This is a genomic window from Candidatus Sericytochromatia bacterium, assembly GCA_035285325.1.
GTDB lineage: Bacteria > Cyanobacteriota > Sericytochromatia > S15B-MN24 > JAQBPE01 > JAYKJB01.
Genome location: JAYKJB010000032.1, coordinates 1 through 26209, shown reverse-complemented (window position 1 = coordinate 26209; position 26209 = coordinate 1). Strand labels below are relative to the sequence as shown.

Genomic DNA, 26209 nt, shown 5'->3' with positions numbered 1-26209 from the left:
GGTCCAGCCGGAATCGCGACATGATGGCCTCCCCGTGCACCGCCCCCAACACGCAACTTCGCCCGCTCTCCGCCCAGCGCTCCGCGGCCGGTGAGTTGCTGCTGGGCGGTTGCCGGGCGGAAGACCTGGCGGCCGCTCACGGCACGCCTCTGCTGGTCCTGGATGAGCAAACCCTGCGCGAGGCGTGCCGGGCCTACACGACGGCCCTGGCCGCCCATTACCCCCCGGGCGGACGCGTCCTTTATGCCAGCAAGGCCCTGGCCTTGCAAGCGATTCACGCCCTGGTCCACCAGGAGGGACTGGGCCTGGATGTGGTGTCGGCGGGCGAGCTCCATACCGCCCTGACGGCCGGGGTGCCGGCCGCCGCGTGCGTGCTGCAGGGCAACAACAAGACCCGCGAGGAGTTGCGGAGTGCGCTGCAGGGTCAGGTGGGACGCATCAATGTCGACAATCTGGACGAACTCCAGACGCTGATCGCGCTGGCCCACGAAACCGACTGCACCACCCGGGTGTTGCTGCGGGTGGCGCCAGGCATCGAGGCCCATACGCACGAATTCATCCGGACGGGCCAGGAGGATTCCAAATTCGGACTCGACCTCAAGAGCGGTCAGCTCGACACCGCCCTCGAATGGCTCAAGGGTCAAACGCACGTGGCGTGGCTTGGGCTGCAAGCCCACATCGGTTCCCAAATTTTTGATGCTCAGGCCTTCGACACCACCGCAGAGGTGATGGTCGGGTTGCTGGTGGAGATTCGTGAACGCCACGGGCTGACCGCCACCGAACTGGACCTGGGGGGCGGGCTCGGGATCGTCTACACCGACGCGGATGGCCCCCCCGCAATCGCGGCGGTGGTGGAGCGACTCTGTCGGGCGGTCCTGGACGCTTGTGCGCGGGCAGACTATCCCCCTCCCCGGCTGGTGCTGGAGCCCGGCCGGTCGATCGTAGGCAGCGCGGGCGTCACGCTCTATCGGGTGGGTGCGCGCAAGGAAGTGCCGGGGATCCGGACCTACGTGGCCGTCGACGGGGGCATGGGAGACAACCCTCGACCGATCACCTATGGCGCCCGCTATACAGCCGAGCCGGCCGGCACAGCTCGACCGGGAGGCGAGCGGGTGACGATTGCGGGACGCTATTGTGAAAGTGGCGACATCTTGCTGAGCGACGTGGACCTGCCGCCCCTGGTGGCAGGCGACCTGCTGGCCGTGTATGGGACCGGGGCATACACCTACGCCATGGCCAGCCAGTACAATCGGGTCGGGCGTCCCGCTGTGCTGCTCGTATCGGACGGCCGCGCGGACCTGATTGCCGCGCGGGAAAGCCTGGATGACCTGGTGCGCCTGGATCGGCTCCCGGCCCGCCTCAGGGGGACATCCGCGTGACGCCGGAGCTCACCCGATTTTTGACCGGCATCCGCTGGCAGGATTTGCTCGATATCCTGCTGGTCAGTTTCGTCCTGTACCGTTTCTTCCTGCTCATCAAAGGCACGCGCGCCGTCCAGTTGCTGAGAGGGATGCTGCTGCTGCTGCTGGCCTATCTGGTCAGCCACGCGCTGGAACTGAACACGATCACCTGGCTGGTGCAGAGCATGGCGACCATGATCATCGTCGCCATTCCCGTCGTGTTTCAACCCGAACTGCGGCGGGCGCTGGCCCACATCGGACAGGGTGAAATCTTCCGGGGAGGGGATCTGTTTCAGCGGCGCAGCGCCAGCGCCCCCAAGGTGCTCGACGAGATTCAGGGCGCGGTGCGGTATCTGTCCCGCCAGAAGATCGGGGCCCTGATCATCCTCGAACGGACGACGGGCCTGACCGAATTCATCGAGACGGGTACGCCGCTGGATGCGATGGTGACGACCGACCTGCTCAGCACGATTTTCGTTCCCAATACCCCCTTGCACGACGGCGCCGTGATCATCCAGGGCGATCGCATCGCGGCGGCCGGGGCCGTCCTGCCCCTGTCGGAGGGCCTGCGCCGTTCGGGCCCTGCCGGCAAACGCCAGGTAGGGACGCGCCACCGCGCGGCCATTGGTTTGACGGAGACTTCGGATGCGATCGCCATCGTGGTCTCGGAAGAAACCGGCACCGTCTCGGTGGCCACGGGAGGCCAGCTGAAGCGCCATCTGACGGAAGAGGCCCTGAAGGACCTGTTGACCTCCGCCTTTGCGCTGACCCGCCGTCCGAACCACACCCAACCGCTGACGACCCTGTTCTTCGCGCGCAAACCGCATGCCACAGACGAACTCTCCCCCACCAACTGACGGCACATCGCCGCAGAGCAACTGGCCTTTCCTGCTCATTGCCATCCTGATGGCCGTCGTGCTCTGGCTGTTCGTCCGGACCGGCAACCACGCCCTGGCGCAGCGCACCCTGTTTGCCCCGATTGAAATGGCCAATGCCGACCAGGGCCTCCATGTGTCGCCCTCGCGGGTGGAAGTTCGCCTCGAGGGGCCCGGCAATCTGGTCCATCAAATGGTCCCCAATGAACTGTCCGTCACGGCCGATTTGACTGGACATACAGAGGGTGACCTGATACCGTTATCTGTCGTTCCGCCGCAAGGTCTCAAGGTTCTGGGCACCAGCGTCAGCCAGGTCAGAGTCGTGCGACAGGCTTCAGGTCCCCCCTGAATCCGAGGCGAGTCCGCCTCGCTGGCCCCCTCGCGTGTCGGCCCGCCGCTTCGCCAGGCCGTTTAAAGGTCTCAGTCCCGCCATGTCCACACCCTCAACCAAGCATGCCTGGCCTGGCCTGGATCGCGACCGTCTCCCGCGACACGTCGCGGTGATCATGGACGGCAATCGCCGCTGGGCCAAGCGCAAACTCCTGGGTGGTTTCCAGGGACACCGCGCCGGGGTCGAGACGGTCCGTATCCTGGTACGCCTGTGTCGCGAACTGGGCATCCAGCATCTGACGCTGTACGCCTTCTCGACCGAGAACTGGCGCCGCTCCGATGAAGAGGTGACCTTTTTGATGTCACTGTTCGAAGAGGTGATTCAACGGGAACTGGCGGACCTGGACCGGAATGGCGTACGTCTGCGCTTCATCGGGGACGTCCCGGGCTTGCCCGCCTCGCTGCAATCGCTGATTCGCATGGCCGAAGCCAAGACGGCCGGCAACAGCCACGTCAACCTCAACATTGCGGCCAACTACGGCGGTCGCTGGGAGATCGTCGAGGCGGCGCGCCAGCTGGCGACCAGGGTGCAAGCCGGCACGCTGGCGCCGGAGGCAATTGATGAGTCCTTGCTGTCGGCTTGTCTGTGCACCGACGGACAGCCCGACCCGGACCTGCTGATTCGCACCAGCGGCGAAGCGCGCCTGAGCAATTTCCTGCTCTGGCAACTGGCCTACACGGAACTGTACCTGACGGACGTGTTGTGGCCTGAATTCCGGCAACCGCAGTTTTTGGACGCCCTGCTGAGTTTCCAGGCGCGCGAACGGCGCTTCGGGGGCACCCAAACGGCCCCAGTGGCCGCCGCGCACTGATCCGGCCGATGGCCGCTCCCACCGCGCAAGTTCACCTGTACCACGGGGCCGACGAATTCGCGCGCGTGACCGCCTGCAAACAACTGGAGCAGGCCGTGCTTTCCGCCGACTGGCGAACCTTCAACCTGACGCAACTCGGCCCTGACGCCTCGGCGGCGCAGGCCTTGTCGGCCCTGCAAACGCCGCCGTTCGGTTTGGGCGGTCGCGTGGTCCTGGTGCAGGATGCCGAGTACCTGGTCGGCAAGGTCGAAGACCCTGGCGTTGAAGCCCTCGAAGCCCTGCTGCTGACCCGACCGCTGGCGGTTCCTGCGGGCAATCACCTGGTCTTCAACAGCCTCCGGGTGGATGCGCGCCTGAAACTCGTGAAGGGCCTCCTGGCGGCTGGCGACGTTCGGGAATTTGCTGAGATCAAACCCTGGCAGGTGGCGGAGCGCTTGGGACCTTGGGTTCAGGAACAGCTGCGCGCCCAGCGCCGAAAGATGACGCCGGATGCCCAGGCAGCCCTGCTGGAGGCCACGGGCGGCGACCGCCGTCGCCTGGGTCACGAACTGGACAAGCTGGTGGTCGCCGTCGACGAGGGTGCCACGATCACCCTCGACACCGTACGACGACTGGTTCCCCACGGCGATCTACAGGTGTTTGCCCTGACGGATGCGCTGGCGCGGCGCGATCTGCCCGGCACCCTGCTCGCCCTGCAGAGGCTTCTGGAGAGCGACCACCCCTTGAAGGTACTGGCCGCCGTCACCACCATCGTGCGCGGTTGGGTGCGCCCGAAAGCGCTCCAGGAGCAGGGCCAGGCCCTGGCGGCGATCGCCCGTGCGACCGGTGCCCGTTCGGAATTCAAATTGCGCAAGGACCTCGAGGCCCTGCGTGGCTGGCGCAGCCACCAGTTGCGAGAGGCGCTGGAACGCCTGCACCAGGTGGACCTCGAGATCAAGCGCGGGGCCTGGCCAACCGATGCTCACGGCCTCCGCCTTGAACTGCTCTTCGTTCAGATGCTGCGTTCCGAGGGGTAAAATGGGGACGTCCCCTCCCCCCTTGAAGGCCTTCGTCCCCGATGAACGAACCCGTCTCCGCCGCCGAACTGAATGCCCCCGCCTCGCTGCCTGAACTGCTCGAGACGGTGCAGCGACTCACCCGCCAGCTCGAAACAGCCGAGACACGCCTTCGCGAGGTTGGGATGCGCGACCCTGATAGCGATCTGTTCAGCTATCGCTACTTTCTCGGGCGCCTGTCCGAGGAGGTGGCGCGTGCGGATCGCTTCGGCACCGAGTTGAGTTGCCTGATGATCGCGCTGGACCAACCCGAGCCGAGCGGCCTCGCGGAGGTCGCCCAGCAACTCAAGGACGCTTGTCGTCAGTACGATGTCCCCGCCCGTTGGGGTCGCCACGAACTGGTCATGCTGTTGCCCGAGACGGACCTGGACGGGGCCCAGACCTTCGCCGAACGCTTTCGTCTGCGGGTCGCGTCCCACTTCGAGGGGCCCTCAACCCTCTCCGGACTGACCATCTCGGTCGGCCTGACAACCTACCCGGGCCCCGGGGTGGAAGACGCTGAACAGTTGCTCGCGTGTGCCGATGCAGCGGCCTTCCACGCCCGCAGCGAGGGGGGCAACCGAACCTTCATCCGGCAGGCCAACGCCTGATCACGGAGGCCTCTCAGCGCGGCTGGATCAGGATGTTGTCATGAACCACCTGGTTGCCCGCCCCACGCAGCGCAAAATAATGAGGCTGCGTGCTGATCAGGGGGTGGCTGACGGTGGCCAGCGGATTCCCGTCGACGAACACCTGCAGGCGACCGGCCGTCGCATCCACCAGGGCGCCCAACTTGCGGCGTTGCCCGGCGGCGGTGACCAAGGGTGCATAGAAGAGACGAGACCAGCCGCGCGATTGAAACGGGGCGGCTCCATCCGCAATCCAGACCTCGAACAGGGAAGGTTTGATCAGCACCTCGGCGTAGCGAAGGGGGTCGAGATAATAGACCTGGGTGCCCTGGTCCCCCGTCGGACTGTAGGTGTAACTGCGCAGGGGCGTGACATCCAGCTCGGTGAAGTAGCGGTCGGGCAGCCGACCGTCCGCCTGCCCCAGGGCATTCCCGCGCCAGCGACGGAAGCTCAGAAAGGCCTTGTTGGCTAGGCCATCGTGCAGGTACTGCTTGCTGTTTCCGACGGCGGTCACGCGCCAGGGCACCTCGGGCATCCAGTCGTAGCGATAACCCTCCTGCCGAGGATCGATGAAGTCGACCGGGTCACTCCCGAGCGGGTCCGTTTCGAAATCCCGGCGCCACGTCCCTGCCAAGGTCGGCGTGGGCGATGGCTGGACCGAGGCGGTCGGGCTCGGGCTTGCTACCGGTGTGACGCTGGGGGCTGGTGAGGGAAGGGGCGTCGCCGTCGGAGAAGCCGTGGGGCCAGCCACGGGGGCCGACAACAGGCCCACCTCGAAGACGCTGAAGCGGTTTTCAGGGGCCGCGACATCGTTGGTGAAGACCAACCGCACGTGGCGTGCCCACGTCCCGGACGGAAATGCCCGGCTTTCCGATTGCCAAGTCAGGTTGCGCAAGCCGGAAACGACCGTTTGCCAGCTCTGGGCATCATCGGACGTCTCGATGCGATACGTTGCAGCCCCCGTGAAGGGAGGTATCTTGAGCCGCAGGCCAGGCAATGCGATGCGCTGGCCGAGGTCGATCGCCAGCCAGGCTGAGGGGGCCCGGTAGCCATCGTGCGCCCACTGCGTGGCCGCATCCCCATCGATGCTTCGAGCGGGCACCAGGGCGCCATAGCTTCCGCTGGCGCTGGCCCGCCAGGCGGAGGTCTGGCGCACCGCATACCGCGCTTGGGGCGCTGTAGCGGGCCAGCCGACCGTGAGCTTCATGCGAACCTGAAAGCCACCCGCGCCGGGGTTCTCGAACTCCCCGACGAGCTCGCGCGATTCACCAGGTAGCAGCCGCCAGGCCACCTGCCCGCCCCCAGGCAGTCCCTCGGCGCTCAGCGAGACTTGCAAGTGGCCCGGCCTGCTGGCCGCATGGGTCAGTTGCCAGGTGACCCTGGTTTTCCCCGATGGGAGATCGTGGCTGACGTCGAGCGGCGCGATCAGGGGCGGGGCGCCAGGAGGCGCGCCCACCAGGGGCTGGCCCTGCTCGAACGCCGCCCCGTGCAGCGGGTCCACCTCGAAGCGAGTTTCCCAGCGCGTTTCCGAAGCGCTGGCCTCCGGGGCGATCGCCAGACGGGCCGCGGGCGGCGTGGGCAGCACCGCGGCGCTCCGACAGCCGGCCACCAAGACCAGCACACCCGTCAGACATCCTGCAAAGAATCGATGCATAGGCTCCTCATTTCAGCTCGCGCAGCAAACCGTGAAACGTTGCTCAGGGGCTCGCGCAAGGCGAGGCGCTTCCCTGGGCCGGCCCGGTCGGGATGCCGCCATCAGGGGCGACCCAGGTAAATGGCCTGGAACAGGTTGCCACCCTCACCGGCAGCCCCAGCGTCCCAGACGTGTCCCCAGAAATAGCGCTGACCGGGCTGCAGTGACTCCAGCGCTCCCGCGCCGTCCCAGGTGTAGCCCGTGGTTCCAGCAGGCAACTCTGCGCTCTGGAAGATCAGGCGAAAGCTGCGTCCCCCGTTGGAATGGACGCGGAAGCGCAGGCTTTCGACGGGCTGCGTGGGCAGTTGCCAGCTGAAGTTCACCGGCAGGGTCATCCGAGCGTCCATGGCGGGGGTGTTCTGCAGGCCAACCTGGGCCAGATCGATGGTCGGGAACACCGCACCGCGGGACGCATCAACGGGCAAGGCGCGACTGCGCCAGTACCCGATCCGATCCCGTTGCGAATCGTTGTAGTAGTAAGCCGCGTAGCTGCCTGGTTCCAGATTGTCGACCCCGAAGTAACCCTGTGCATCGGTTTGGATGCGGCGCTCGAGCCATTCCGGAGTGCGAATCAAGGTCAGCAAGACCGGGTTCCCAGGTGCGCGCCCACCGAGCAGAATCCGTCCCCGTACGGCCAGCGGCGAGACGGTCACGGCCGGCGTGGGCGTTGCGGTGGCACTGGCCGTTGGGGTGGGTGAAGGGGAGGGGGTGGGCGAAGGACTGGGCGTGATGGTTGCGGAGGCGCTGGGACGCGGGGTGGGAGAGGGGCTGGCAGACGGCGTGGGTGTGGGACTGGAAGGAGACGGAGAGGGAGAACTGGCGCCTGGCGTGGAGGTGGCGCTGGACGAGGGCGTGCCGGTAACACTCGGGCGAGGCGTGGGAGTGGCCAGGCTCCCGGCCCCAGCTGACGCTTCCTGGGAGGCGCCCACAACTCCGCCGCCAGAGGAACTCCCTCCCCCCGCGCTGGCCGCCTCATCCGACGGCAGAGCAGCCGGCAGAGGGTCGGCAGAGCCCCCTGCTGAGCTCCCGTTTTCCAGCGTGGACGAGGCACTGTTCGCATCGACCGAAAGGTCCCCCCCGCTCTCCGAGAAGGCGCCCCGCAAAGGCCAGTCCGCCTCGGCCGCTGCCCCCGCGTTGCGCGGTGGCGGCGGCAGGGCCGTGCCCCCTTGTCCCGGAGCAGGGGGTTCCTGGAATGCGGTTCCACAGGCGAGCAGCCCCCCTAACATCACGCCCGCTGACCAGCGCAGGTATCTCACGACGCCTCCTTCCATCGCGCCTTGTCAGGAGAAACGATCTGGCGCGTTCGAGGGGCGATCGAACCACGCCAAGGGGGCCTCCCCCCACACCAAGGCCACCAAGGTTCATTGGTCGCCGTGTCCGATCGCCCTGCGCCAGGGGCAGGCCATCCGAGCGCAGCCAGAACCTATTGAGAGCGGCCGATGGACAGCTCCCGACGACAAAGGGGATAATCGGCGATTCCCCCCACCTTTCGAGACGTTGTGATGCCGACCGTTGAAGACATTCTGGCCCTTTTGCGAGACATCGAAGTGCCCGACCTTGGACACGACTTGGTGTCCCTCGGCATGGTGCAAGACCTGAAAATCATGCACGGAATCGTGACCTTCACGGTGACGATCAAGCCCGGCGCCACGGCCCTCCAAGGTCGCCTCGACGCGCCCCTGAAACAGGCGGTTCGCGCCATTGAGGGGGTCAACGACGTGGCGATCCACTGGCTCGTCACCCCGGAAAAGCCGGCAACCAGCGCGCGCCCTGCCGGCAAGGGCGCGCCTCCGGGCGGGCCGGCCGCTCTGCCACCCGGCGTCAAGACCGTGATTGCGGTGGGCTCCGGCAAAGGGGGCGTCGGAAAATCCACGGTGACGGTCAACCTGGCGTTGGCCCTGGCGGCCACCGGTGCCCGGGTCGGAGTGCTCGACGCAGACATCTACGGACCGAGCGTGCCCTACCTGCTGGGGGTCCCGGAACAGAAACCAACGGTGCGCAACGACAAGCTCGTGCCGATCGAAGCGTTTGGCCTCAAGGTCATGTCGATGGGCTTCCTGCTGCCGGACCCGGACGAGCCGGTGGTCTGGCGCGGACCGATGCTGGCGGGCGCCATGCGGCAATTTTTCCAGGACGTGGACTGGGGCGAACTGGACCACCTGGTGGTGGATCTTCCCCCCGGCACGGGGGATGTGCCGCTCTCGCTGGTCCAGTTGGTGCCGGTCAATGGTGCCGTGATTGTGCTGACGCCGCAACCGATCGCGGCCGCGATCGGAACGAAAACGCTGCGAATGCTCGAAGCCGCGCACACCCCGATTCTGGGCGTGGTGGAGAACATGAGTCACTTCGTCTGCGAGCACTGTGGCTCAGAGACCGACATCTTCACCCGTGGGGGCGGGCGGACGGTGGCAGAACACGCCGGCGTCGCCCTGCTGGGCGAGATCCCGCTCGACCCCGTGATCCGGGCAAGTGGCGACGCAGGCTGCCCGGTGGTGGTGGCCGCTCCCACCAGTCCTCAAGCAGTCGCATTTCACCAGCTGGCACGCGCCGTGCAGGAACGCTTGCTGGCCACGGCCGCCTCTGCCACCCGTCCCTAAGATCCCAGGTGCAGCTTACTCACTGGCTGGTCTTGAACTGTTCGATTTGCCGCAACGCTTCATCGTAGGTCAGGTCCGAGCCGGAAGGCTGCACCAGCCCCGCGTTGCCGCGAGGGGTCGCCGGAGTCTGAGGGCCGCGGTTCGGCTCGCTGGCCGATCGAGCCGTATCGGAGGAACGGCTGGGGTCGTAAGCTGGCTGAGGGTTTCCCCCTCCCAACAGGCCCTTGACCGGGTCCCGGAGCACTTTTTCGTATAGCGCGCCCCCCACGAAGCCGATGCCCAAGCCGATCACAAAGCCAGCCAGCGACCCGACGCCGGGGAACAGCGCCGTGCCAATCGCCGCGCCGGCCGCCGCCGAGCCCCAACCGATCGCCCCGTAGGCTGCCGTGTCCAGCGCCGTCAGGCCGATGAACTGAGGCACTGACATCTTGCCCTGCGCCAGTTGAATGGCATTGCTGGCCAGCGAAAAGGCACCAGCCACGACAAAGTTCCCCTTGGCGCCGCTGAGCAGCTTGCCGAAGAAGCCCTTGATTCCACCCTCAGCAGCCTCAGAGGCGGCCGTTTGGCCTGCCACACGCGCCGCCTCACCGGTCGCCGCGCGGGTGGCCACCTCCGCCGAGCGACCTGCCGCCTTGGTCACCAGCACCTTGGCATCCTTGGCATAGAATCCCAGTGCTTTCAGGGCCTCGTAGGCGTCAGGACTCGCCAGGGCCTTCTTGACCGCCTCCTGAGAGGCCCCCTGAAACCCCTTCTTCATGGTCATGCCGACCGCTTCCTTGGCGATCTCATCGAGCTGGTTGACCATCTGGCGCCCGACGGCGCCAGCGGCTTGCCCACCCAGCGCGGACAGGCGCTCCGCACTCTTCTTGCCGATCTCCTCGGCCACCTCGCGGGAGAGGCCCGCCTTGGCCAGCTTGCCGGCCACATCGCCACCTTCCAGGGCGATCTGGGTCACCTGAGGCTTGCTCAGGCCGCCCAGCGCATCCTTGCCAAGCCGGCCGATCGCCTCATTGAGGATGAAGTCGGGGCCCAAAAAGCGACGAACGAAGGGAATCTTGGCCGCAAACCGGGTCACCACGCTCTGCTGGGCGAGCGCCTCGGACAGGGGCAAATTTTTCACGCTCCCGTCGAGCAGCCCCCCCGGATTGCCCAGGGTGCGCTTGAAAGCATCCATCGAGAATTTGGCTGCGTTGGGATCGGCGGGCGTCAGTGACGCGATTTGCCGGGCTGTCAGGCCCGCGTTGATCGCGACCGGCATCGTGTTCTGGGAATCGCCTCCCATTTGCGACATCGTCATAGCCTGATTGCCCTCCCCCACGCGTCCCCAGACGCGACAAGCCTACAACCATGTTATAGCCGTTTCAGGCTGGTTTATGCGCAATGAAACGAGAATTTAAAGTTACGCCCGCCCTGATCGCTGAAAACGCCGTCATCTGCAGGAGTCTGACCGACAAGGCGGCCGATCGCGTACAGGCTGCGACTTAATCTTTGAGCAGCGCCGGGCGCTCCCTTCCGCCCCACGATGGCTGCTCGCCTTCCGCCATCGCCTTTGCGTCGAAAGCCAACAAGCAGGGTACACGGATCACAAGACTCGCTCCACCACGCAGCGGTTACCCGGAACCCTGCCCTGCGGAGGAAGCTGCCCTTGCTTCGTAAGGCCTTGCTCGCCGCCGCGATTGCGTTGACCGGATGCGCGGTGCTCCCCGTGCCTATCCTGGCGCCTGGTTTTTTTCTGGAGCCTGAAGCCACAGGGCTGCAGGCCCCGGGGGCCGATGAGCCGGCGAGTCGCGTCCGGGGCTATGGCCTGGCCACCCTGGGAGCGCGTGAACTGATTGTCCGCTTCGTGGCCGGAGCCGTCCACAAGAAGCCCTCACGGGGGACCTTCAAGAAGCGGCTCCGCAGTGGCGCCCAGGTCTACCAGTTGGATTCGGAGGCAGACCTGCGCGCGGTGCTGGAGGAACTCTGGGTGGACCCGGACGTCGAACAGGCCGAGCCCAATGTGGCCTGCAAGCCGACCGTGAACCCGAGCGACCCGCGGTTGTCGGAGCAGTGGGGCGTCGCCAAGGTGGGCCTGCCGGCTGCCTGGGACTTGCCGCAGCGCTTTGGGGCGGCCAGTGTGGTGATTGCCATCGTCGATTCCGGCGTCGACACCACGCACCCGGACCTGGCCGCCAACATCCGCGCAGGGGGCATCGACATCGTGGACGGGGACAACGACCCTCGTGATGCGGTGGGGCACGGCACGCACGTGGCGGGCATCGCTGCCGCCGTGGCCAACAACGCCATCGGCATCAGTGGGGCGGCACCTGGCTGCAAGGTCCTGCCCGTGCGGGTGGGCGACCATTCCATGTTCAACGCCGACGTGGCGGATGGCATCCGCTATGCCGCCGATGCGGGGGCCAAGGTGATCAACCTGAGCCTCGGCAGCCCCTTCCCCTCCTACGAGATCGAACAGGCTTGCGACTATGCCCACCTCAAGGGGGCTTTGGTCGTGGCCGCAGCGGGTAATCTCGGAAGCACGTCCCCTTTCTATCCTGCCTCGTTCGGCAACTGCCTTTCCGTCGGTGCCACCGCGAGTGACGATGCCAGGGCCACCTTCTCGAACTACGGCCGCACCGTCGAGCCGCCCCGGGCCTTGGCATCCTCAGCACCTTCCCGAGTTTACCGGCGCCGGGCGGGGGGCCCTCGGATGGTTATGTGCTGAATTCGGGGACCAGCATGGCAGCCCCCCTGGTGGCGGGCGCGGCGGCTCTGTTGTTTTCGGCCCAGCCCCAGTGGAGCGCAGAGCAAGTGGAAAAGGCACTGAAGACCACCGGCGCGGCGGTCAAGAACTTCACGGGAAACACCGCTATCAAGCGCCTGGATGTCCTGAAGGCCTTGAAGGCGACCCCGGTGGACGCGCCGCCTGCGCTCTCGCGCATCAAGGCCTCACCCAGCAGCAGGTTTGTCGAGGTGGTGGCAGAAAGCAACGAGCCGGTGGCGGCTTCTTGCACCATCAGCCTCAAGCCCGACTTGAGCGCCCCGCTCACGGTGGGGGCCCTGGGTAGCAAACTGCTGTTTTACGCAAACAACCTGACCCCCAACACGCGCTACCATTACCGCATCACAGCCCGCGACGCAGGTGGCAAGGTCACCAACAGTCCGGTCGCGTCCTTCACCACCAGCGGACCGGTGTTTGGGACTTTTGTCGCGGAACCAGGCACCTATTCCGTCAAGCTGAGCTGGACCACCACGCCCGCGACCCAGGGCGTGATCAAGATTGGACGCAGTGCCACGGCACTGAGCGACCTCCCGGCCTCGCGCACGGAGCTGTTGCAAAGCCACCTGCACTACCTGACGGACCTGCAACCTGATTCGACTTATTTTTATGAGATCGGGGGCACCGCCGAGGACGGGGGGACCCTGCCGAAGCGGACGGGGACCTTCCGCACCAAGCGCTTCGCCTTCTTGAAGACGGGCGTGTTCTCCTCCGTGACGGACGCCAACGTCTTCTGCACCACGACCTTCCCGTCCCAGGTCCAGGTTCGCTACGGAACGGACAAGGCCAACCTGACTCAGATCACGCCGCGCACCGACCGCTGGGCCACCGGCCATCAGATCCGGGTTCCGGACCTGGTGCCCGGAACCACTTACCACTACGTGATCGAAGCGTTCGATATGCAAGAACAGAAATATCCGACCGGCATTATCTCTGACATGACCCCGGCCCTGAGAGTCCTTGAGACCACGATCTCCAACCTGACCTCGAGTTCCGCGCGCATGACGTTTCAGGCCAACCATGCCGTCAGCGCCCGAATTTACACCAAGGTCACGGACGATCCCAACGAAATCCCGGTGGCGGAGGAACTCTGGACCTCGAACCATCGCCACGTCCACGATTACACGTGGTTGCCACCCGCCACCAAAATCTCCGCGTACATCGCAATCTACCTGTACGAGGGAGACAAGTTCGTGAGCAAGGTATTGAGTCCGGCCTTCGTCTTCGAAACGAAGCCTCGCGGTCCCATGGACCCACCACCCGACGAACCGCCACAGTGGGCGCCTCCGCTCGCCTTCGAGATCAACCCCACGAAGCCCCCGAAGCGATAGGTCGAAGCCTGGCTCTACCTATCGCCTCTGCGCCGCCTCATTCCGGGGCGGCGCTAGGGTATTTGGCCCGGACATCCTCGTCCACGCGGCGCGTGGCCCCGTCGCGCGCGCGTGGCATAGTGGCCCGACCACGGTCACCGCCTCTGCTCCGCTGGAAGTCGTCTCTCTAAATGGCGCAAATGTGCGCCATATCACGTTTAGGGGCTTCTCCAGCGGGTATGAATGAAGTAGACCGGATCTGCACTTCCCGCCCGGAGGATCTTCCATGGCTACGATGTGCCTCACCGGACTTCGCGCCGAAAGCCAGGCCCCTTGCCTCCCGTCGATGGACCGACGCGTGCGAGCGCTGAGCCGGATCACGCTGGGCCTGTTGCTGGCCGGTATGTGCTTGCTGGCTGCCGCCCCCGCACAAGCCGCTGCCAAACCGGGGCCGGCCGTCACCGTCGACGGCCACAAGACCCGCCTGTTCCTCCCCATGCGTCACCCGAAAGTCACCAAACGCGTCAGTCGGGTGTCGAACTGGAGCATGGAAGCCCAAGGCGACATCAGCACGGCCTTTGCCCTGGACCGCGACATGCACCGCGGCGCCCTGCACCACTTGCGCGTGCATACCTTTGAAAACCGAACCTTCGTGCAGGCCGAGTGGCGCTTCGCAGCCCCCGTGGAAGTGGAAACGCTGCCCAACGGGATCGCCGTGACCTTCTACCATCAGAAAGCCACGCCCGTGTTCCGAACCGTGACGCGCGGGGTGCAGGTGTGGGAAGGGCAGCGCTGGACCAGTCAAGGTCCCATGCGCATCCGCGCCTTGGCCCTGGATCCGCGCGAAGTCCGTCTGGAACCCGCGATCGCCTCGGCCGGCTCCAAGCGCATGGGGCTCTCGCGGGTCAGCCAGTTTGGGCGCTGGCACGGGGCGATCGCCGCCGTGAACGGTAGCTTTTTCTCGCCCGCCAACGGGCAGCCCCAGGGCACGGTGGTGCTGGATCGGCAGCTGGTCAGCCGCACGATGATGAACCGCCCAGCCGTCTGGTTCAACAAGGACGGCGGCATCGACATCCGCACCGCCAAACCGCATTCGCAGGTCGTGCTTGAGGATGGCTCCCTGATCCGCTGTCAGGGCGTCAATGAAACGGCCCGGCGAAACCGCGTCACCCTCTTCACCAGCCATTTCGGCCTGCGCTCCCGCACGGTTCCCGATGGCAGTCGCCACGAACTGGCGATCAACGCAGGCGGACGGGTGGTGGCGATTGGCAACGGCAACATGGAAATTCCCTCTGGTGGCTTCGTGCTCAGCGGTCAGGGCAGCGCCGCCCATCTGCTCAAGCGCCAGATCGGCGAAGGACAGAACCTGCGACTCGACCACAATCTCCCCCCTGAGACGCAACACGCCCTCGGCGGCGGCCCGACCCTGCTGCAGGACGGCAAGGTGAGGGTGCTGGCCAAGCAGCAGCACTTCCGCGCGGATGTGGCGCGCGGACGGGCGCCTCGTACGGCGATCGGTGTGACAGCCGACCGGCAGATCTTGCTGGTGACCATCGATGGCCGCTTGCCCGGCTATAGCGTCGGGGCGACCCTGCATGAGCTGGCCAGCACCTTGAAGGAACTGGGCAGCGTGGAGGCCTTGAACCTGGATGGCGGAGGCTCCACGACCATGTGGCTGCGCGGACGCACCATGGGCCATCCCTCCGATGGAGGCGAGCGCCCCGTCAGCACGGCCCTGCTCGTACTTCCCCGCCGCGACCCCGCCCCGACGGCCAGCCGAGCGGATGTGCAAACGCTCTGGGCGAACCTGACCACGCGCTGACGACCCCGCGCTCAACCCTCGCTCGCTCCGGGGCCCCTCCCCAGGCGGACCAACGGGTTCAACGGCTGTGAAGCTGGCCCCCGGGGCGCTCAGGCAGTGCGATAGCGAGAGGATTGCTGAAGTTTCAACGAGGCTTAATGCGGCCATAAGAACGTGAGCCCACCTCTCGGACGATAGAGACCCCATCCCCCGAATGGAACTGGCAGGATGGAGTCGCACATGGCGCACGCAACGCAAAAGAACACCCTCGTGGCGATGCTGCTGCTCGCGGCGATCAGCCTGTCGGCTTGCGGCACCAGCCCCAACAGCCCCATGCCGACCCGGACGGTCCGCCGCAGCGCCCCGGTGGCTGCCGCGCCGCAGACCGTGGTGGCTCAGGGCGTGCCCGCTCCCTTGCCCGCGACGGGCAAGGTGTCGCTCCAGTTGAATGCGGTGGATGCGCCTGGCGTGGCAGGCTTGCTGGTCGAATTGAATGGACCGGGCCTGGCTGCGCCTCTCGGTCGAAAGCTGTCCCCAGGCGAACTGAAAACCTCCAACACGCTGGTCTTCGACCAGATGCCCGTGGGGCAGTTCCAGGCGCGCGTGGTGGCCGTCGATGCCCAGGACAAGGTTGTCAATGAAGCCAGTGGAGCAGTCGCGGTGCTGGCCAATCAAGAAGCGAAAGTGGCGCTCCAGTTGAGTGCGGCCCTGCCCGGAAGCGCTCAGAAAGCCCTGGAATTCAAATTTGTCTCGCCGGAGGCCCTGGAGCGTCAGGGGGCGCCCAGCAAGGCTGCGGGCGCGACGCCGAACGGCAGTGGCCCGGCGACCACGGCGCCGGCGGGCCAGGCGCCGGGCTCGAGTGTCCGCTCGGCCGCTCCCCTGAGCAAGGCCTTGAGCCTGGAAATCACCGACAAGCAGGTGATCCGGAAGATGCTGCTGCTCAAGCGCCTCCAGGTGACGGTGCGAGTGAAGAACGAAAACCCGACCGAAACGTTGCGGGGTGAGGTGAAAATCGAATTTCGCAAACTCAAGGGCTTGCTGAACAAGACCAACACCGTGGTGGAAACCCAAACGGCCCCCGTGGAAGGCTTGGCCCCAGGCAAGACCTTGGAACTCAGCGTGATGTCGACGGTCTCCGCCGAGGACGCCGAGGCCACCGTGCATACTGTCCTGGCCTCCAGTTCAGCCAAGACCCGTTCGACGCCCTGAGAGACCTCACCGGTCCCCCGGCCGGTCAGACCAGCCGGGGATTGCGTTCCCCCTCCAGCACGCGCCGGAGCCAGAACTCGCTGACCTTGCCCGCCAGCACTACCTCACCATCCAGGGTGACCACTGGAATGCGCTGCGCATAGGCCGCATAAGCCTCCGGATGCTCCAGGATGTTCACGGCCTCGAAAGCGAAGTTCAGGTCGCAGCGAACCTTTTGAATCAGGGCCTCCGCCTTGTCACAAAGGCAGCATTCGGGCTTGGTGTACAGCACCAGCTGAGGGATCATTCTTCGCTTCTCCTTTCATGCCACCCCGGGTTTGGCGGCCTTCTTTCAGAGGACTTCCTCGATCACCGGCTGTTCGGCCGGCGTGGGTTCCTGGGGCTCCTGGGGTGGCTCTGGCTCCCGCAGGAAAGGGCCGGGAAAATCGAGGGAGGGCTGATCACGGCTGGGTGTGAGAGGCTTCGGGGCGGGCGAGGCCGGTCGGGCCTCGGCGCCGTGCAGCCTGAGGTGAAGCTGTTGGGCTGCCGGCTCCAGGGACGCCTCGAGTTGCACCCGGCGAGCCAGCCGCGCATAAAGGCGCACGCGCTCAGGCGGACGCGGCACCAGCATCCAGGCCAGCAAGCGCGGGCTGGCGGTGCCGCCCCGACGTGGCTGGCCGTCCGCCAGCCGGCTCGCCTGCATGTCCACGCACAACCAGCGTGGTGACTCCGGCGCGAGATGAATCACATAACGCGGAGCCGGCCCCGAAAAGGGCACCAGCAAACCATCTGCAACGACTCGGGGCACTCCGATGGTGGTGAATGCGCCTCGCCATTTTCCCGAGATTCGCTCGGAGACGGGCAAAACCGGCCTTCCCTGCGCCCTGAGCATCGGAAAGGAGCCCACCTGGGGCCGATCTGCCGTAACCCCCTCGCTCCTCAGGACACGAACGGGATTGCCAGGACCCAGATGGGTCAGCAGGCCTGTCGCCGGGGCAGCCAGTGCTCCCGGCGAAGGCAGCAGGAGGAAACTGCTCAACATCGCGCCCCGCATCCAAGGCAAGGGTTTGGCTGATCGCGCCACGAATCCTCCAGATATCCCCCCGAGCGTAGCATAACACGCCGTCCCGGCCGCCCGGGCTGAAGGTTCTCGTGAGGGCCACCCCGTTCCCGTCGGCGCAGAGCGCAAGCGGCTACTGGGCAGGAATCGAACTGAGCGGATCAGCGGCCAGCGGCAGGCTCGGAACCACCGGCGCCGCCGGCGTGCCAGCCACCACGACCGGCGTCGGTGCGGGAGACGGAGGCGTGGGGGTGATGATGGGCGGCGCCAGCGACGGCGCGGGAGGCGGACCCACGGGGCTGGTGACGGGCGGCGCCAACGTCGGCGCGGGAGGCGGAGGCACGGGGGTGGTGACGGGCGGCGCCAGCGTCGGCGCGGGAAGCGATGGCACCGGCGCTGAGGCAGGGTGAGCCAGCGTGGGTGCAGGGACCGTCGGGGCGGCGAGGCCGCCTGGCGAAAGCGCCTCCGGCGCAGCCGCAGCCGGCCCCGAAGGCGCGAGGAAGACCGGAACGTGGCGGAACGGAATCGCGGCCGCCGCCTTGCCCTGCAGCAAACGCAACCAGGCCGACACTTCGTTATGAACAGCCGACCAGGCATAGCCTGGATGGGTCAGTACGAACCAGCTGCCCTGCGCCACGCTGACCAGGGCCTGCCCCGTCACGCGCAGCCCGTTCCCCAGGGAGGTACGAGCGGCCCCGAGGGCCTCTCCAGGGTGCTGCAAGGCCCAGAGCGTGGTCTGGCTTGCTCGGGTGAGGGCTGGACGGACGAGCGGCCAGAAGTCCCTCAGGGTCAGCCCGAGCTGGGCAAAGCTGGCTGCAGCATACGCCGCCTTCAGGGGGCGCGCGGCCGGCAACAGCCAGAAAGCCGCCTTCAGGCAGGACAGGCTGAGATCCAGCACCTTTCTGGCCCTCTGCCCGCTGGTGGTCTGCGGGTCGAGAAAGGTGCGGCGCGTGGCAATGCTCTCACCGACCAGCACCGCCACGTCTGCGACGGGCAACAGCACCTGCAAGAACTTGCCCAGCGGGGTCCCCAGGAAGCGGAACAGCGGGCTTTCCCCGACCCGAGCGGTGACCCGCGCGATGCCTTCACTGCGGGTCAGAATACCCATCGTGCCCCTGGCCCCGACCACCACGCCCTGGGCACTGAAAATGGAGCCGGCTCCGGCTCTCACCATCTCCTCGAGTTTATTCAATCGCACCTCGGCCGTGGCGCTCGGATCGCGCACCAGAGCCGTCAATTCCTGAAAACTGGTGGCAGCCTTGCGCGACATCGTCGGCAGGGCGATCGCGGCCAAAATTCCCCCGGAAACGGTCGCCACATCACCCGCCAGACCGAACAATCGCTCTTCCAGGCTGCTATGCGCCAGCCCGACTTCCGACTTGAGGGCCTTGTACTTCAAAGCCACCTGGGCACTGCCCTGCAGGGCGCCAACGCCCCCCCGTTGATGCGCGGAACCAGCGGTGACGGCGAGCTCGGCGGCGGCTCGACTCACGCGGTAGGTACGCTCAGCGGACGTCCTCAGACGACTCATCGCGATGGTGTGGTCCTGGGAAGACACACGAAACACTCCATCTCAGGGGCCGAGACATCTATCGCTCGCAAACCGGCTGACTTTCCCAAGCTCGGTTTAAGCTTCAGCCAAGGTTTCTTCCAGTCAGACGCCCCAGGCAAACAGGGTATGTAGGGCCCGGGACCAGGTCCGTTGCAGTTCGGGCACCGGTTGCCGTTGCGGAATACTGTGGGAGTCGAATGTGCTGAACCCTGCCATCGCTTGGGCGCTGATCGGGACCCTTCTGGTTCTGCTGGAACTGACAACCGGCGAGTTCACCTTGCTCACGATGGGCCTTGCCTGCTGGGCGGCCGCCGCCGTGGCCCTGGCTGGCTTCAGTTTGACCGCACAGGTGGCCGCCGCGGTGGCGCTGGCAGGTGGCGTGACCGCACTGATTTTGCCGTGGGTCAGGCGCCGCCTGGCGCCTCCAGCCACCCCCACCCCGGTCCAATCGATGATTGGTCAACCCGCTGAGGTCATCAGCCCCATCGCCGATGGTCGCGCCGGCAAGGTCAAGCTGGACGGGGTGGTCTGGCGCGCTGAATCCGACCTACCGCTTGAAACTGGCCGTCGGGTGCTGGTCATGGAGGTCAGCGGGACCACCCTGCGCGTGCTCCCTGAGGAGCCTGTCTCGGCGCCCCCATCGTGGTTGTCAGGGGGCACGACGCACGCGTCGCCGCCCGTAGCGCCCCCGGAAGGTTCCCCATCCATGCAAGAGCCGACCCAACCCACCTGAGTCTCGTCCCCATCTGCTCCCAACCTAAAAGGATGAATTGATGCTTGTCTTATTGAGTCTCATCGCCACCGTCGTTTTTGCCTATCTGATTCTGGGTTTCGTTCCCGTGAGCCAGAATCAGGCCATCATCATCGAACGCCAAGGAGGCTATCTGAAAACCCTCGGAGCCGGCTGGCACTGGATCACGCCCGTGCTCGAAAAAGTAGCTTACAAGTTCGATAACCGGGAAACCCTGCATGACTTCGAACCCACGGCGGTGATCACGGCAGACAATGCCACCGTTCGCATCAACGCCGTGACCTACTTCAAGATCACCAACTTCAAGGATGCGGCCTACAAGGTGCAGAATTTCGAGCGCGCCATGGAACAGCTGATCATCACCAGCTTGCGCAATCTGATCGGCGAGCTGGAACTGGACGAATGTCTGAACGGCCGAAACACCATCAACACGAAACTCCAGGAAATTCTGGATGAAGCCACGGCAGCGTGGGGGCTCAAGGTGTCCCGGGTGGAATTGAAGGAGATCAAACCGCTGGGCGACATCGCCGATGCCATGGACAAGCAGATGGTGGCCGAACGCACACGCCGGGCCCAGATCCTGGAGGCGGAGGGCTCCAAGCGCGCCGCCATCCTGCAGGCCGAAGGGGCCAAGGAAAGTGCCGTGCTCAGGGCCGAGGGCGAACGGGAGGTGTTACGCATCAAAGCCCAAGCGGAGGCCGAGGCAGCCGTGATCAGAGCCAAGGCCCAGGCCGACGCCACCCTGATCGCGGCCAAGGCCCAGCAGGAATCCATCAAGGAAGTGGTGGCCGCCTTCGGAAACGGCGGAGACGAAAAATTCCTGCAACTGCGCTATCTGGAATCGCTCCCCGAAATGGCCAAAGGCCCTTCGTCCACGATCTTCATGCCGAACGGGATGAATGGCCTCGCCGGAGTGGCGGCCCTGGCAGGCGAAGCCTTCCGTGCCGGCCAACCGCGCCCGAGCGTGGCCACCCCGACCGGCAGGGTGGTCGGCCAGGCTTCGTCGTCCGCCCCGCAGGCCAACGCCTGAGGCAAGGGCGCCCAGAAGGCGCTGTGCCCCCACCAGGCTGCGAGTGAAGGCCGGGCGAACCAGCCAGTTCGGCACCTGGCCCAGTTTTATCGTCAGAGCGCGCGCCTGGTTGCCCAGACGCGCGCTCCACCTTTTGAGCCAGAGAGAACGACCCGCGAACGCCCCTGGCGGCTAAAAGCCTATTTGCCCAGTGTCTACACTTTTCGGACTAATCCAGCGCCAGTCCGAAGTCACCAGAATCGCCACCACGGCTTTTCCGGCTCCGGCGCCGCCAGCATTTTCAATTCCCCATTGAGGCGTTGCACTTCCACCTGCAGCGCTAAGGTGCGCTCCTGATGCGCGGCAGACGTGGCGGACAATTTGGTGATCTCGTCGTAGGCCACCATTAACTTGGCCTGCAGCACTTGGTTGTGCCGCTCTTTCTCATCCAGCATCTTCAAAAGGCCGTCGAGACGGGACAGCAGATCGGGCAGTGGGGTTTCGCTCGTCAGCGGCTGCACCTTGCGCCGGCGCAGCTGGATGAACACAGGCGTAGGAAGCCGGCGAGGACGCTCCGTGTCGTCGTCGCCCTCATCCTCGGCATCAAGGTCCTCCACCTCGACATCGATCGCAGCCGGCTGCTGGAGACCGAGCCGTTTTCGGCATTCATCGAACCCATGCCCGGCCTTGAGCAGGCCATCCGCCTCTGCCAGCAGAGAGAACGCACGTGGGTCGAAGATCAACTTCCCGCGAGCCCCCCGCATCACGGGAATATTGAGGTGGGCGATGCGTTTCTTGACGGCCGACGGGCTGACACCCAGCTTGACACTGACCTCTTCGAGGCTCAAACTCGCGGTTTCAGACACTTTTGCCTCCAGCCGGTATCAGGTCGCGAGAACCCGACACCAAGCATACCACAAGCGGTGACCGGCGCGTCAGGAGGCGTCTGACCGGGCAGACAGCACCTTCAAGCGCAGTCGGCCTTTTTTGGACAGCTGCCAGACCCGATCAAGCTTCATCGCACTGACACACATCGTGCCGCAAGGGGCGCTGCAGCAACCATCCGCCAGCTGTCCCTGGATCAGCCCATCCAGCCACAAGTTGCGCGCAGCCGGGCGAAAGTCTGCCTCGACCAACCCGAGCGACTGGCGCAGTTCCTCCCCGCTGCAGGAGGCCTGCGCCAGTGCGTTCAAAAGTAAGGTCTCGTTACTCACCTTGTTCGCCGCCTCACCCGCGGCCTCGGGCTTCCTGGTGATGTCAGCGTGACGTTCCTGGTCTAGCGAGCCATCTGGAGCGTCACAGGCACCCCACTCTGGGCAAAGGCTGCCGCCAGCCCCGGGCGCAGCGACGGTTCGGTTTGAAGCGCCACCCGGCGGAACGCATCCCGCACGTCAGCCATCCGACCACCCGTTCCAGTCTTCACCAACGACCCCCAAATCTGCTTGAATTCGAGCGCCACCTGGTCCTGACCATCCGCATGCGTGTCATAAAGATCCCACAGAGCGGCACTGACACGCCACTCATTGGTGTGGCCCTGGCACACATCCTCAGGCACATTCTCCAGGCGAATCGGCTTGCGACGCGGCACCATGAATTCGAACTTGGCGTCTGGATCCTGGCGCGAAATGCTGATCACGCCGGAGAAGAAACTGGCAAAGCCTTCTGACCAGGCCAGATCAGCGCCATAGCACTCGTCAATCTTGTGCTGGCCGCCGCCGGAAGAAGAATTGAAACCTGCAAAGAAGATCGCGTGGCCAATTTCGTGACCATTCACGTCCCACCACTCTGCATCCGTCAGGTTGACGGTCCCCATGGAGTAGTAATTCGCATCCGCGGGCCAGCGGGTGCCAATGGGGCGTGTCCACCAGCCGTCCAACGAGATTGACTCCCGCTCGAAGGCGGCCAGGGCGCGATTCCAAACTTGGTGGATCAGCGCCGCCTTGCCATTCTGGCTGGACGCTTCCAGGGTGCGATCGCCCGTATCTTGGGATGCGGCCAAGGAAGCGACGCTCGGGCCTTCCCAGCGCATGCGCTCCAAGGTCCAGCGACGGTTGCCCAGCTCGTAAGAGGTGGTCACGGCCTTGCCCAACAACTCGGCGGGCAGCACCGCAGTCCAGCGCCCGTTCGCGTCGGTCAGAGCCGTCGCCACTTCACGCGGGGACGAGAGTCCACCACCCTTGGCCATGACGTGGACCGTCACATTGGCCGCGGGAATCAAGGCCCCCGTGAAGTCCGGATACCGCAAGCCACCGCTCAGGACAGGCCCTGCGGCCAGGCGCGGAGCCGGCGCAGCAGCACGACGCGGCAAGGGCCGGGTCGGGAACAGGAGGTTCCCGGCTCCATCGGCCTGCGCTTCGCGCCGCAAGACGTCAGGAGAGACCTGTTGGCGAATTGCGCCGGCGGACAGATCCGCATCATCCAAACGTGTCGATTGGCTCCGGCTCTCCACTCCTTGACGCAAATTGCCGGCACTGACCGTCGCGCCAGACTGGCCGCAACCCACCAGCAAGGTCGAAGCGGCCACGACCGCAGGGAGGACTCGAGCGCAACGGATCACAGGGGATCTCCTTCATCAAGGTGGACCCCAATAGTTTAATACCTTATTAAGGACATGTAAAGAAACGAGACATTCCCGACGTCCCCACGCAAAAGCGGGGGCCGTCAGGCCCCCGCTGTCACTCCCGGAATCGCTCGATTCAATACAGGGAGAGATACCGGTCAAGTTCCCACTGGCTGACGGACTTCCGGTAGTCGTCCCACTCCTGAGTCTTGGCCTCCAGGAAGCGTTCGAACACGTGGTCGCCCAAAGCCTCGCGGATCACGGCATCCTTCTTCAGTTCGGCCAGCGCCTCTCCCAGCGAGCCCGGCAGGTTTTCAATGTTGCGGTTGGAGCGCTCGTCCTGGCCCATGTGGTAGAGGTTTTCCTCAACGGGCTCCGGAGGCGTCAATTCACGCTTCACGCCGTCCAAGCCGCAAGCCAACATCACGGCAAACGCCAGGTAGGGATTGCAGGTCGGATCGGGACAGCGCAGTTCGACCCGCGTCGCCTTGATGGCCTTGGGATTGATGCGTGGCACGCGAATCAGCGCCGAGCGATTGTTCCGCGCCCAGGACACGTAAACGGGCGCCTCGTAACCCGGCACCAAGCGCTTGTAGGAGTTGACGGTCGGGCTCAGGATCGCGCTCATCGCCCGGGCGTGATGAAGAATGCCGGCGATGAAGTGCTTGGCCGTCTTGGACAGGCCATAGACATCCGTCGGATCATACATGGCCGTGTCGCCGTCCTTGAACAGGCTCATGTGGGTGTGCATGCCCGACCCGTTCACCCCGAAGATGGGCTTGGCCATGAAGGTGCAGTACAGGTCGTACTTCTGCGCGATGGCCTTGAGGGCATACTTGAAGGTGACGCAACTGTCAGCCGACGTCAGCGCGTTGGAGTACTTGAAGTCGATCTCGTGCTGTCCGACCGCGACTTCGTGGTGACTGGTTTCCACCTCGATGCCCAGGGCTTCCAGCGCGTTGACCATGTCCTGGCGCACGTGACTGGCCAGGTCGGTCGAGAGATCGAAATAGCCACCCCGGTCGTGCGGCAAGGGCGTCGGCGCCGTCGGGTCGTTGGAGCGGAACAGGAAAAACTCCAGTTCGGGACCGGTGTTGAAGTCGTATCCGAGCGCGCGCGCCGCTTCCAACTGGCGCTTGAGCAGTCCGCGGGGATCGCCGACGAAAGGCTCGCCGTCAGGGGTGTAGACCCAGCAAATGATGCGCGCAGTGGTGTTGTTGCCGCGCGTCCACGGGATCACCTGGAACGTGCTCAGGTCCGGCTTCAGAAACATGTCGGACTCCGCGATGCGGGCAAACCCCTCCACGGAGCTTCCATCAAACCACTTGCCGTTTTCCAGCGTGTCGGACAGCTGAGAGGTCGGAATCGTGACGCTCTTCACAATGCCGAGGATGTCAATGAATTGGAGGTCGATAAAACGAACATTCTCTTTCGCGATCACCTCACGAATCGAGGCTTCCAAACGTTCTGAAGTCGTGGTCACGAGCGGTTGCTCCTTTCTGAATCACGCTGTCGCCGCAAGGCCATTGGCTCCCCCTGCCGCTTCAACGCTCCGAATGATAGAGGGGAATGCCTGAAGATGGGCTGAAGACGGGCGAATGTTTTACTCAACAGCCGGCTTAAAAGTTTATCCCGATGATGTAGATTAGACCCGACACCGGTCGGTGTCAGGTCTGAAAACCCTTGAATCGAAGGGGTTTTTGGCCATCAGGACCAAGCGCCGTCGAGCCCCTTCAAGCGGCGCGTCCACCCCCAAAAAACAGGCGACAGAACGATGGCGCAGGCGGCCAGCGAAGAACGCTCCTCGTCATCCCGCGAGGGAAACGGCTTTCCGAGATGCATGGATGCCCCGCTGAACGCGTCAAAGGGCAGCCATGGCCGCTGCGTAATCCGGCTCTTCACTCACTTCTGGCACGAGTTCAGCGTGACGAACAATTCCGCTGGCATCCACCACCACCACTGCGCGCGCCAGCAGCCCTTTCAAGGGACCATCCAGCATCGTCACGCCATAGCGTTCACCAAATTCCGCATGGCGGAAGCTGGACATCGACGCCACCCGTTCGATCCCCTCTGCGCCACAAAAGCGTTTGTGAGCGAAGGGAAGGTCAGCGGAGACACAAACGACGGCCACGCCCAGGTAGCTGCCGGCCTCTTCGTTGAAGCGGCGCACAGAGGCGGCACAGGTCGGCGTGTCGATGCTGGGGAAAATGTTGAGCAGGACCCATTTGCCACGCAATTGGCTGAGGGGACCATCCGCCAGGTTCACGCCGGTCAGCACGGCATCTGGTGCTTCGGATCCCACCGCCGGCAATTCGCCACTGAGTTGAATCACGGTTCCCTTGAGCGTGACGGTCGCCATGTGAAACTCCCCATTCCGGTAGGATGGCCCAAGCTAGCTGCAGCATGCCCGAAACGGGCTTGTGGCTAACCATTTCATCCGACATCCCATGGGAAGTTTCCCCCGAAAAGACCAACCCCCCGCTCAACCCTTGCGGGGAACGGGGGGCCAGGTTCACACCTTGCGGTGGAATCTTAAAGGTCCTGGCGGCGGGCAACTCCCCCCCGGGTCTCCCCGGCAGTATTCTCGCTGCTGACGCGTTTCACGGTCGTGTTCGGGAAGCGCCTGCGGCCAAAAACCGGCCAGCGATGGACAGCGCAGCGCCCCCCCAAAAGACCAACCCCCCGCTCAACCCTTGCGGGGAACGGGGGGCCAGGTTCACACCTTGCGGTGGAATCTTAAAGGTCCTGGCGGCGGGCTACCTTCCCACCGGGTCTCCCCGGCAGTATTCT

24 protein-coding genes are annotated in these 26209 nt (G+C 65.2%); 13 read left to right on the top strand and 11 right to left on the bottom strand.

The window, feature by feature from the left end:
- The first annotated feature begins 20 nt into the window (after positions 1 to 20).
- The 6 genes from lysA (at position 21) to VKP62_05065 (ending at position 5122) form a co-directional block, all read left to right on the top strand.
- Positions 21 to 1379 carry a diaminopimelate decarboxylase gene (gene lysA, locus VKP62_05090; GenBank protein MEB3196561.1) on the top strand — a complete coding sequence of 453 codons (1359 nt, stop codon included), beginning with the start codon at positions 21 to 23 and terminating at the stop codon, positions 1377 to 1379.
- Positions 1376 to 2257 (top strand): diadenylate cyclase CdaA, encoded by an 882-nt coding sequence (gene cdaA, locus VKP62_05085; GenBank protein ID MEB3196560.1) that lies wholly within the window; start codon positions 1376 to 1378, stop codon positions 2255 to 2257. The genes lysA and cdaA overlap by 4 nt, the downstream gene beginning before the upstream one ends.
- Entirely contained in the window at positions 2226 to 2624 is a 399-nt protein-coding gene (locus VKP62_05080) for a hypothetical protein (protein MEB3196559.1), read from the top strand. The genes cdaA and VKP62_05080 overlap by 32 nt, the downstream gene beginning before the upstream one ends.
- 82 nt (positions 2625 to 2706) lie before the next feature.
- A complete protein-coding gene (locus VKP62_05075; protein ID MEB3196558.1) occupies positions 2707 to 3477 on the top strand; it encodes an isoprenyl transferase in 771 nt (256 codons plus the stop codon).
- Positions 3478 to 3485: 8 nt separating this feature from the next.
- Complete coding sequence (gene holA, locus VKP62_05070; GenBank protein MEB3196557.1) at positions 3486 to 4493, top strand: DNA polymerase III subunit delta; 1008 nt, start codon at positions 3486 to 3488, stop codon at positions 4491 to 4493.
- Between the two features lie 41 nt (positions 4494 to 4534).
- Complete coding sequence (locus VKP62_05065) at positions 4535 to 5122, top strand: GGDEF domain-containing protein (protein ID MEB3196556.1); 588 nt, start codon at positions 4535 to 4537, stop codon at positions 5120 to 5122.
- Positions 5123 to 5135: 13 nt separating this feature from the next.
- Here the strand turns inward: VKP62_05065 and VKP62_05060 are convergent, their stop codons facing one another.
- Positions 5136 to 6794 (bottom strand): discoidin domain-containing protein, encoded by a 1659-nt coding sequence (locus VKP62_05060; GenBank protein ID MEB3196555.1) that lies wholly within the window; start codon positions 6792 to 6794, stop codon positions 5136 to 5138.
- A gap of 101 nt (positions 6795 to 6895) precedes the next feature.
- On the bottom strand, positions 6896 to 8089 hold the full coding sequence (locus VKP62_05055; GenBank protein ID MEB3196554.1) for a hypothetical protein: 1194 nt from the start codon (positions 8087 to 8089) through the stop codon (positions 6896 to 6898).
- Between the two features lie 246 nt (positions 8090 to 8335).
- Between VKP62_05055 and VKP62_05050 the strand changes: the two genes are divergently transcribed.
- Positions 8336 to 9430, top strand: a complete 1095-nt coding sequence (locus VKP62_05050) for an Mrp/NBP35 family ATP-binding protein (protein MEB3196553.1) — start codon at positions 8336 to 8338, stop codon at positions 9428 to 9430.
- A gap of 19 nt (positions 9431 to 9449) precedes the next feature.
- Here VKP62_05050 and VKP62_05045 read toward each other — a convergent pair whose 3' ends face one another.
- A complete protein-coding gene (locus tag VKP62_05045) occupies positions 9450 to 10727 on the bottom strand; it encodes a hypothetical protein (GenBank protein ID MEB3196552.1) in 1278 nt (425 codons plus the stop codon).
- Between the two features lie 348 nt (positions 10728 to 11075).
- On the opposite strand from VKP62_05045, the gene VKP62_05040 reads away from it, so the two are divergent.
- From VKP62_05040 to VKP62_05025, 4 genes are all read left to right on the top strand, one after another.
- Positions 11076 to 12134, top strand: a complete 1059-nt coding sequence (locus VKP62_05040; GenBank protein ID MEB3196551.1) for a S8 family serine peptidase — start codon at positions 11076 to 11078, stop codon at positions 12132 to 12134.
- Complete coding sequence (locus VKP62_05035) at positions 12128 to 13519, top strand: S8 family serine peptidase (GenBank protein MEB3196550.1); 1392 nt, start codon at positions 12128 to 12130, stop codon at positions 13517 to 13519. The genes VKP62_05040 and VKP62_05035 overlap by 7 nt, the downstream gene beginning before the upstream one ends.
- Before the next feature lie 265 nt (positions 13520 to 13784).
- Positions 13785 to 15320 (top strand): phosphodiester glycosidase family protein, encoded by a 1536-nt coding sequence (locus VKP62_05030; GenBank protein ID MEB3196549.1) that lies wholly within the window; start codon positions 13785 to 13787, stop codon positions 15318 to 15320.
- A gap of 219 nt (positions 15321 to 15539) precedes the next feature.
- On the top strand, positions 15540 to 16508 hold the full coding sequence (locus VKP62_05025; GenBank protein MEB3196548.1) for a hypothetical protein: 969 nt from the start codon (positions 15540 to 15542) through the stop codon (positions 16506 to 16508).
- A 25-nt stretch (positions 16509 to 16533) separates the two neighbouring features.
- Here the strand turns inward: VKP62_05025 and VKP62_05020 are convergent, their stop codons facing one another.
- From VKP62_05020 to VKP62_05010, 3 genes are all read right to left on the bottom strand, one after another.
- Positions 16534 to 16794 (bottom strand): glutaredoxin family protein, encoded by a 261-nt coding sequence (locus VKP62_05020; protein MEB3196547.1) that lies wholly within the window; start codon positions 16792 to 16794, stop codon positions 16534 to 16536.
- A gap of 45 nt (positions 16795 to 16839) precedes the next feature.
- Positions 16840 to 17265 (bottom strand): hypothetical protein, encoded by a 426-nt coding sequence (locus VKP62_05015; protein MEB3196546.1) that lies wholly within the window; start codon positions 17263 to 17265, stop codon positions 16840 to 16842.
- 415 nt (positions 17266 to 17680) lie between these two features.
- A complete protein-coding gene (locus tag VKP62_05010) occupies positions 17681 to 19105 on the bottom strand; it encodes a hypothetical protein (protein ID MEB3196545.1) in 1425 nt (474 codons plus the stop codon).
- 193 nt (positions 19106 to 19298) lie between these two features.
- Between VKP62_05010 and VKP62_05005 the strand changes: the two genes are divergently transcribed.
- Both VKP62_05005 and VKP62_05000 read left to right on the top strand, forming a co-directional pair.
- Positions 19299 to 19832, top strand: coding sequence for an NfeD family protein (locus VKP62_05005; GenBank protein MEB3196544.1), 534 nt, complete (start codon positions 19299 to 19301; stop codon positions 19830 to 19832).
- 40 nt (positions 19833 to 19872) lie between these two features.
- Positions 19873 to 20880 carry an SPFH domain-containing protein gene (locus tag VKP62_05000; GenBank protein ID MEB3196543.1) on the top strand — a complete coding sequence of 336 codons (1008 nt, stop codon included), beginning with the start codon at positions 19873 to 19875 and terminating at the stop codon, positions 20878 to 20880.
- Positions 20881 to 21110: 230 nt separating this feature from the next.
- Here VKP62_05000 and VKP62_04995 read toward each other — a convergent pair whose 3' ends face one another.
- The 5 genes from VKP62_04995 to tpx form a co-directional block, all read right to left on the bottom strand.
- The gene (locus VKP62_04995; protein ID MEB3196542.1) at positions 21111 to 21707 is read right to left on the bottom strand and encodes a hypothetical protein; all 597 of its coding nucleotides are present in this window, start codon (positions 21705 to 21707) and stop codon (positions 21111 to 21113) included.
- Positions 21708 to 21794: 87 nt separating this feature from the next.
- The gene (locus VKP62_04990) at positions 21795 to 22073 is read right to left on the bottom strand and encodes a hypothetical protein (GenBank protein MEB3196541.1); all 279 of its coding nucleotides are present in this window, start codon (positions 22071 to 22073) and stop codon (positions 21795 to 21797) included.
- A gap of 62 nt (positions 22074 to 22135) precedes the next feature.
- Positions 22136 to 23416, bottom strand: a complete 1281-nt coding sequence (locus VKP62_04985; protein ID MEB3196540.1) for a hypothetical protein — start codon at positions 23414 to 23416, stop codon at positions 22136 to 22138.
- A 139-nt stretch (positions 23417 to 23555) separates the two neighbouring features.
- Positions 23556 to 24902, bottom strand: a complete 1347-nt coding sequence (glnA, locus tag VKP62_04980) for a type I glutamate--ammonia ligase (GenBank protein MEB3196539.1) — start codon at positions 24900 to 24902, stop codon at positions 23556 to 23558.
- A gap of 378 nt (positions 24903 to 25280) precedes the next feature.
- A complete protein-coding gene (gene tpx, locus VKP62_04975; GenBank protein MEB3196538.1) occupies positions 25281 to 25778 on the bottom strand; it encodes a thiol peroxidase in 498 nt (165 codons plus the stop codon).
- Positions 25779 to 26209 lie beyond the last annotated feature (431 nt).

What these genes read in the sequence shown, in the direction of transcription:
- tpx (MEB3196538.1), bottom strand. Translation starts at nt 25,778, where the DNA reads ATGGCGACCGTCACGCTCAAGGGAACCGTGATTCAACTCAGTGGCGAA.
- VKP62_05020 (MEB3196547.1), bottom strand. Translation starts at nt 16,794, where the DNA reads ATGATCCCTCAGCTGGTGCTGTACACCAAGCCCGAATGCTGCCTTTGT.
- holA (MEB3196557.1), top strand. Translation starts at nt 3,486, where the DNA reads ATGGCCGCTCCCACCGCGCAAGTTCACCTGTACCACGGGGCCGACGAA.
- VKP62_05000 (MEB3196543.1), top strand. Translation starts at nt 19,873, where the DNA reads ATGCTTGTCTTATTGAGTCTCATCGCCACCGTCGTTTTTGCCTATCTG.
- VKP62_05080 (MEB3196559.1), top strand. Translation starts at nt 2,226, where the DNA reads ATGCCACAGACGAACTCTCCCCCACCAACTGACGGCACATCGCCGCAG.
- VKP62_05045 (MEB3196552.1), bottom strand. Translation starts at nt 10,727, where the DNA reads ATGACGATGTCGCAAATGGGAGGCGATTCCCAGAACACGATGCCGGTC.
- lysA (MEB3196561.1), top strand. Translation starts at nt 21, where the DNA reads ATGATGGCCTCCCCGTGCACCGCCCCCAACACGCAACTTCGCCCGCTC.
- VKP62_05030 (MEB3196549.1), top strand. Translation starts at nt 13,785, where the DNA reads ATGGCTACGATGTGCCTCACCGGACTTCGCGCCGAAAGCCAGGCCCCT.
- VKP62_05050 (MEB3196553.1), top strand. Translation starts at nt 8,336, where the DNA reads ATGCCGACCGTTGAAGACATTCTGGCCCTTTTGCGAGACATCGAAGTG.
- VKP62_05025 (MEB3196548.1), top strand. Translation starts at nt 15,540, where the DNA reads ATGGCGCACGCAACGCAAAAGAACACCCTCGTGGCGATGCTGCTGCTC.
- VKP62_05075 (MEB3196558.1), top strand. Translation starts at nt 2,707, where the DNA reads ATGTCCACACCCTCAACCAAGCATGCCTGGCCTGGCCTGGATCGCGAC.
- VKP62_05060 (MEB3196555.1), bottom strand. Translation starts at nt 6,794, where the DNA reads ATGCATCGATTCTTTGCAGGATGTCTGACGGGTGTGCTGGTCTTGGTG.
- VKP62_05065 (MEB3196556.1), top strand. Translation starts at nt 4,535, where the DNA reads ATGAACGAACCCGTCTCCGCCGCCGAACTGAATGCCCCCGCCTCGCTG.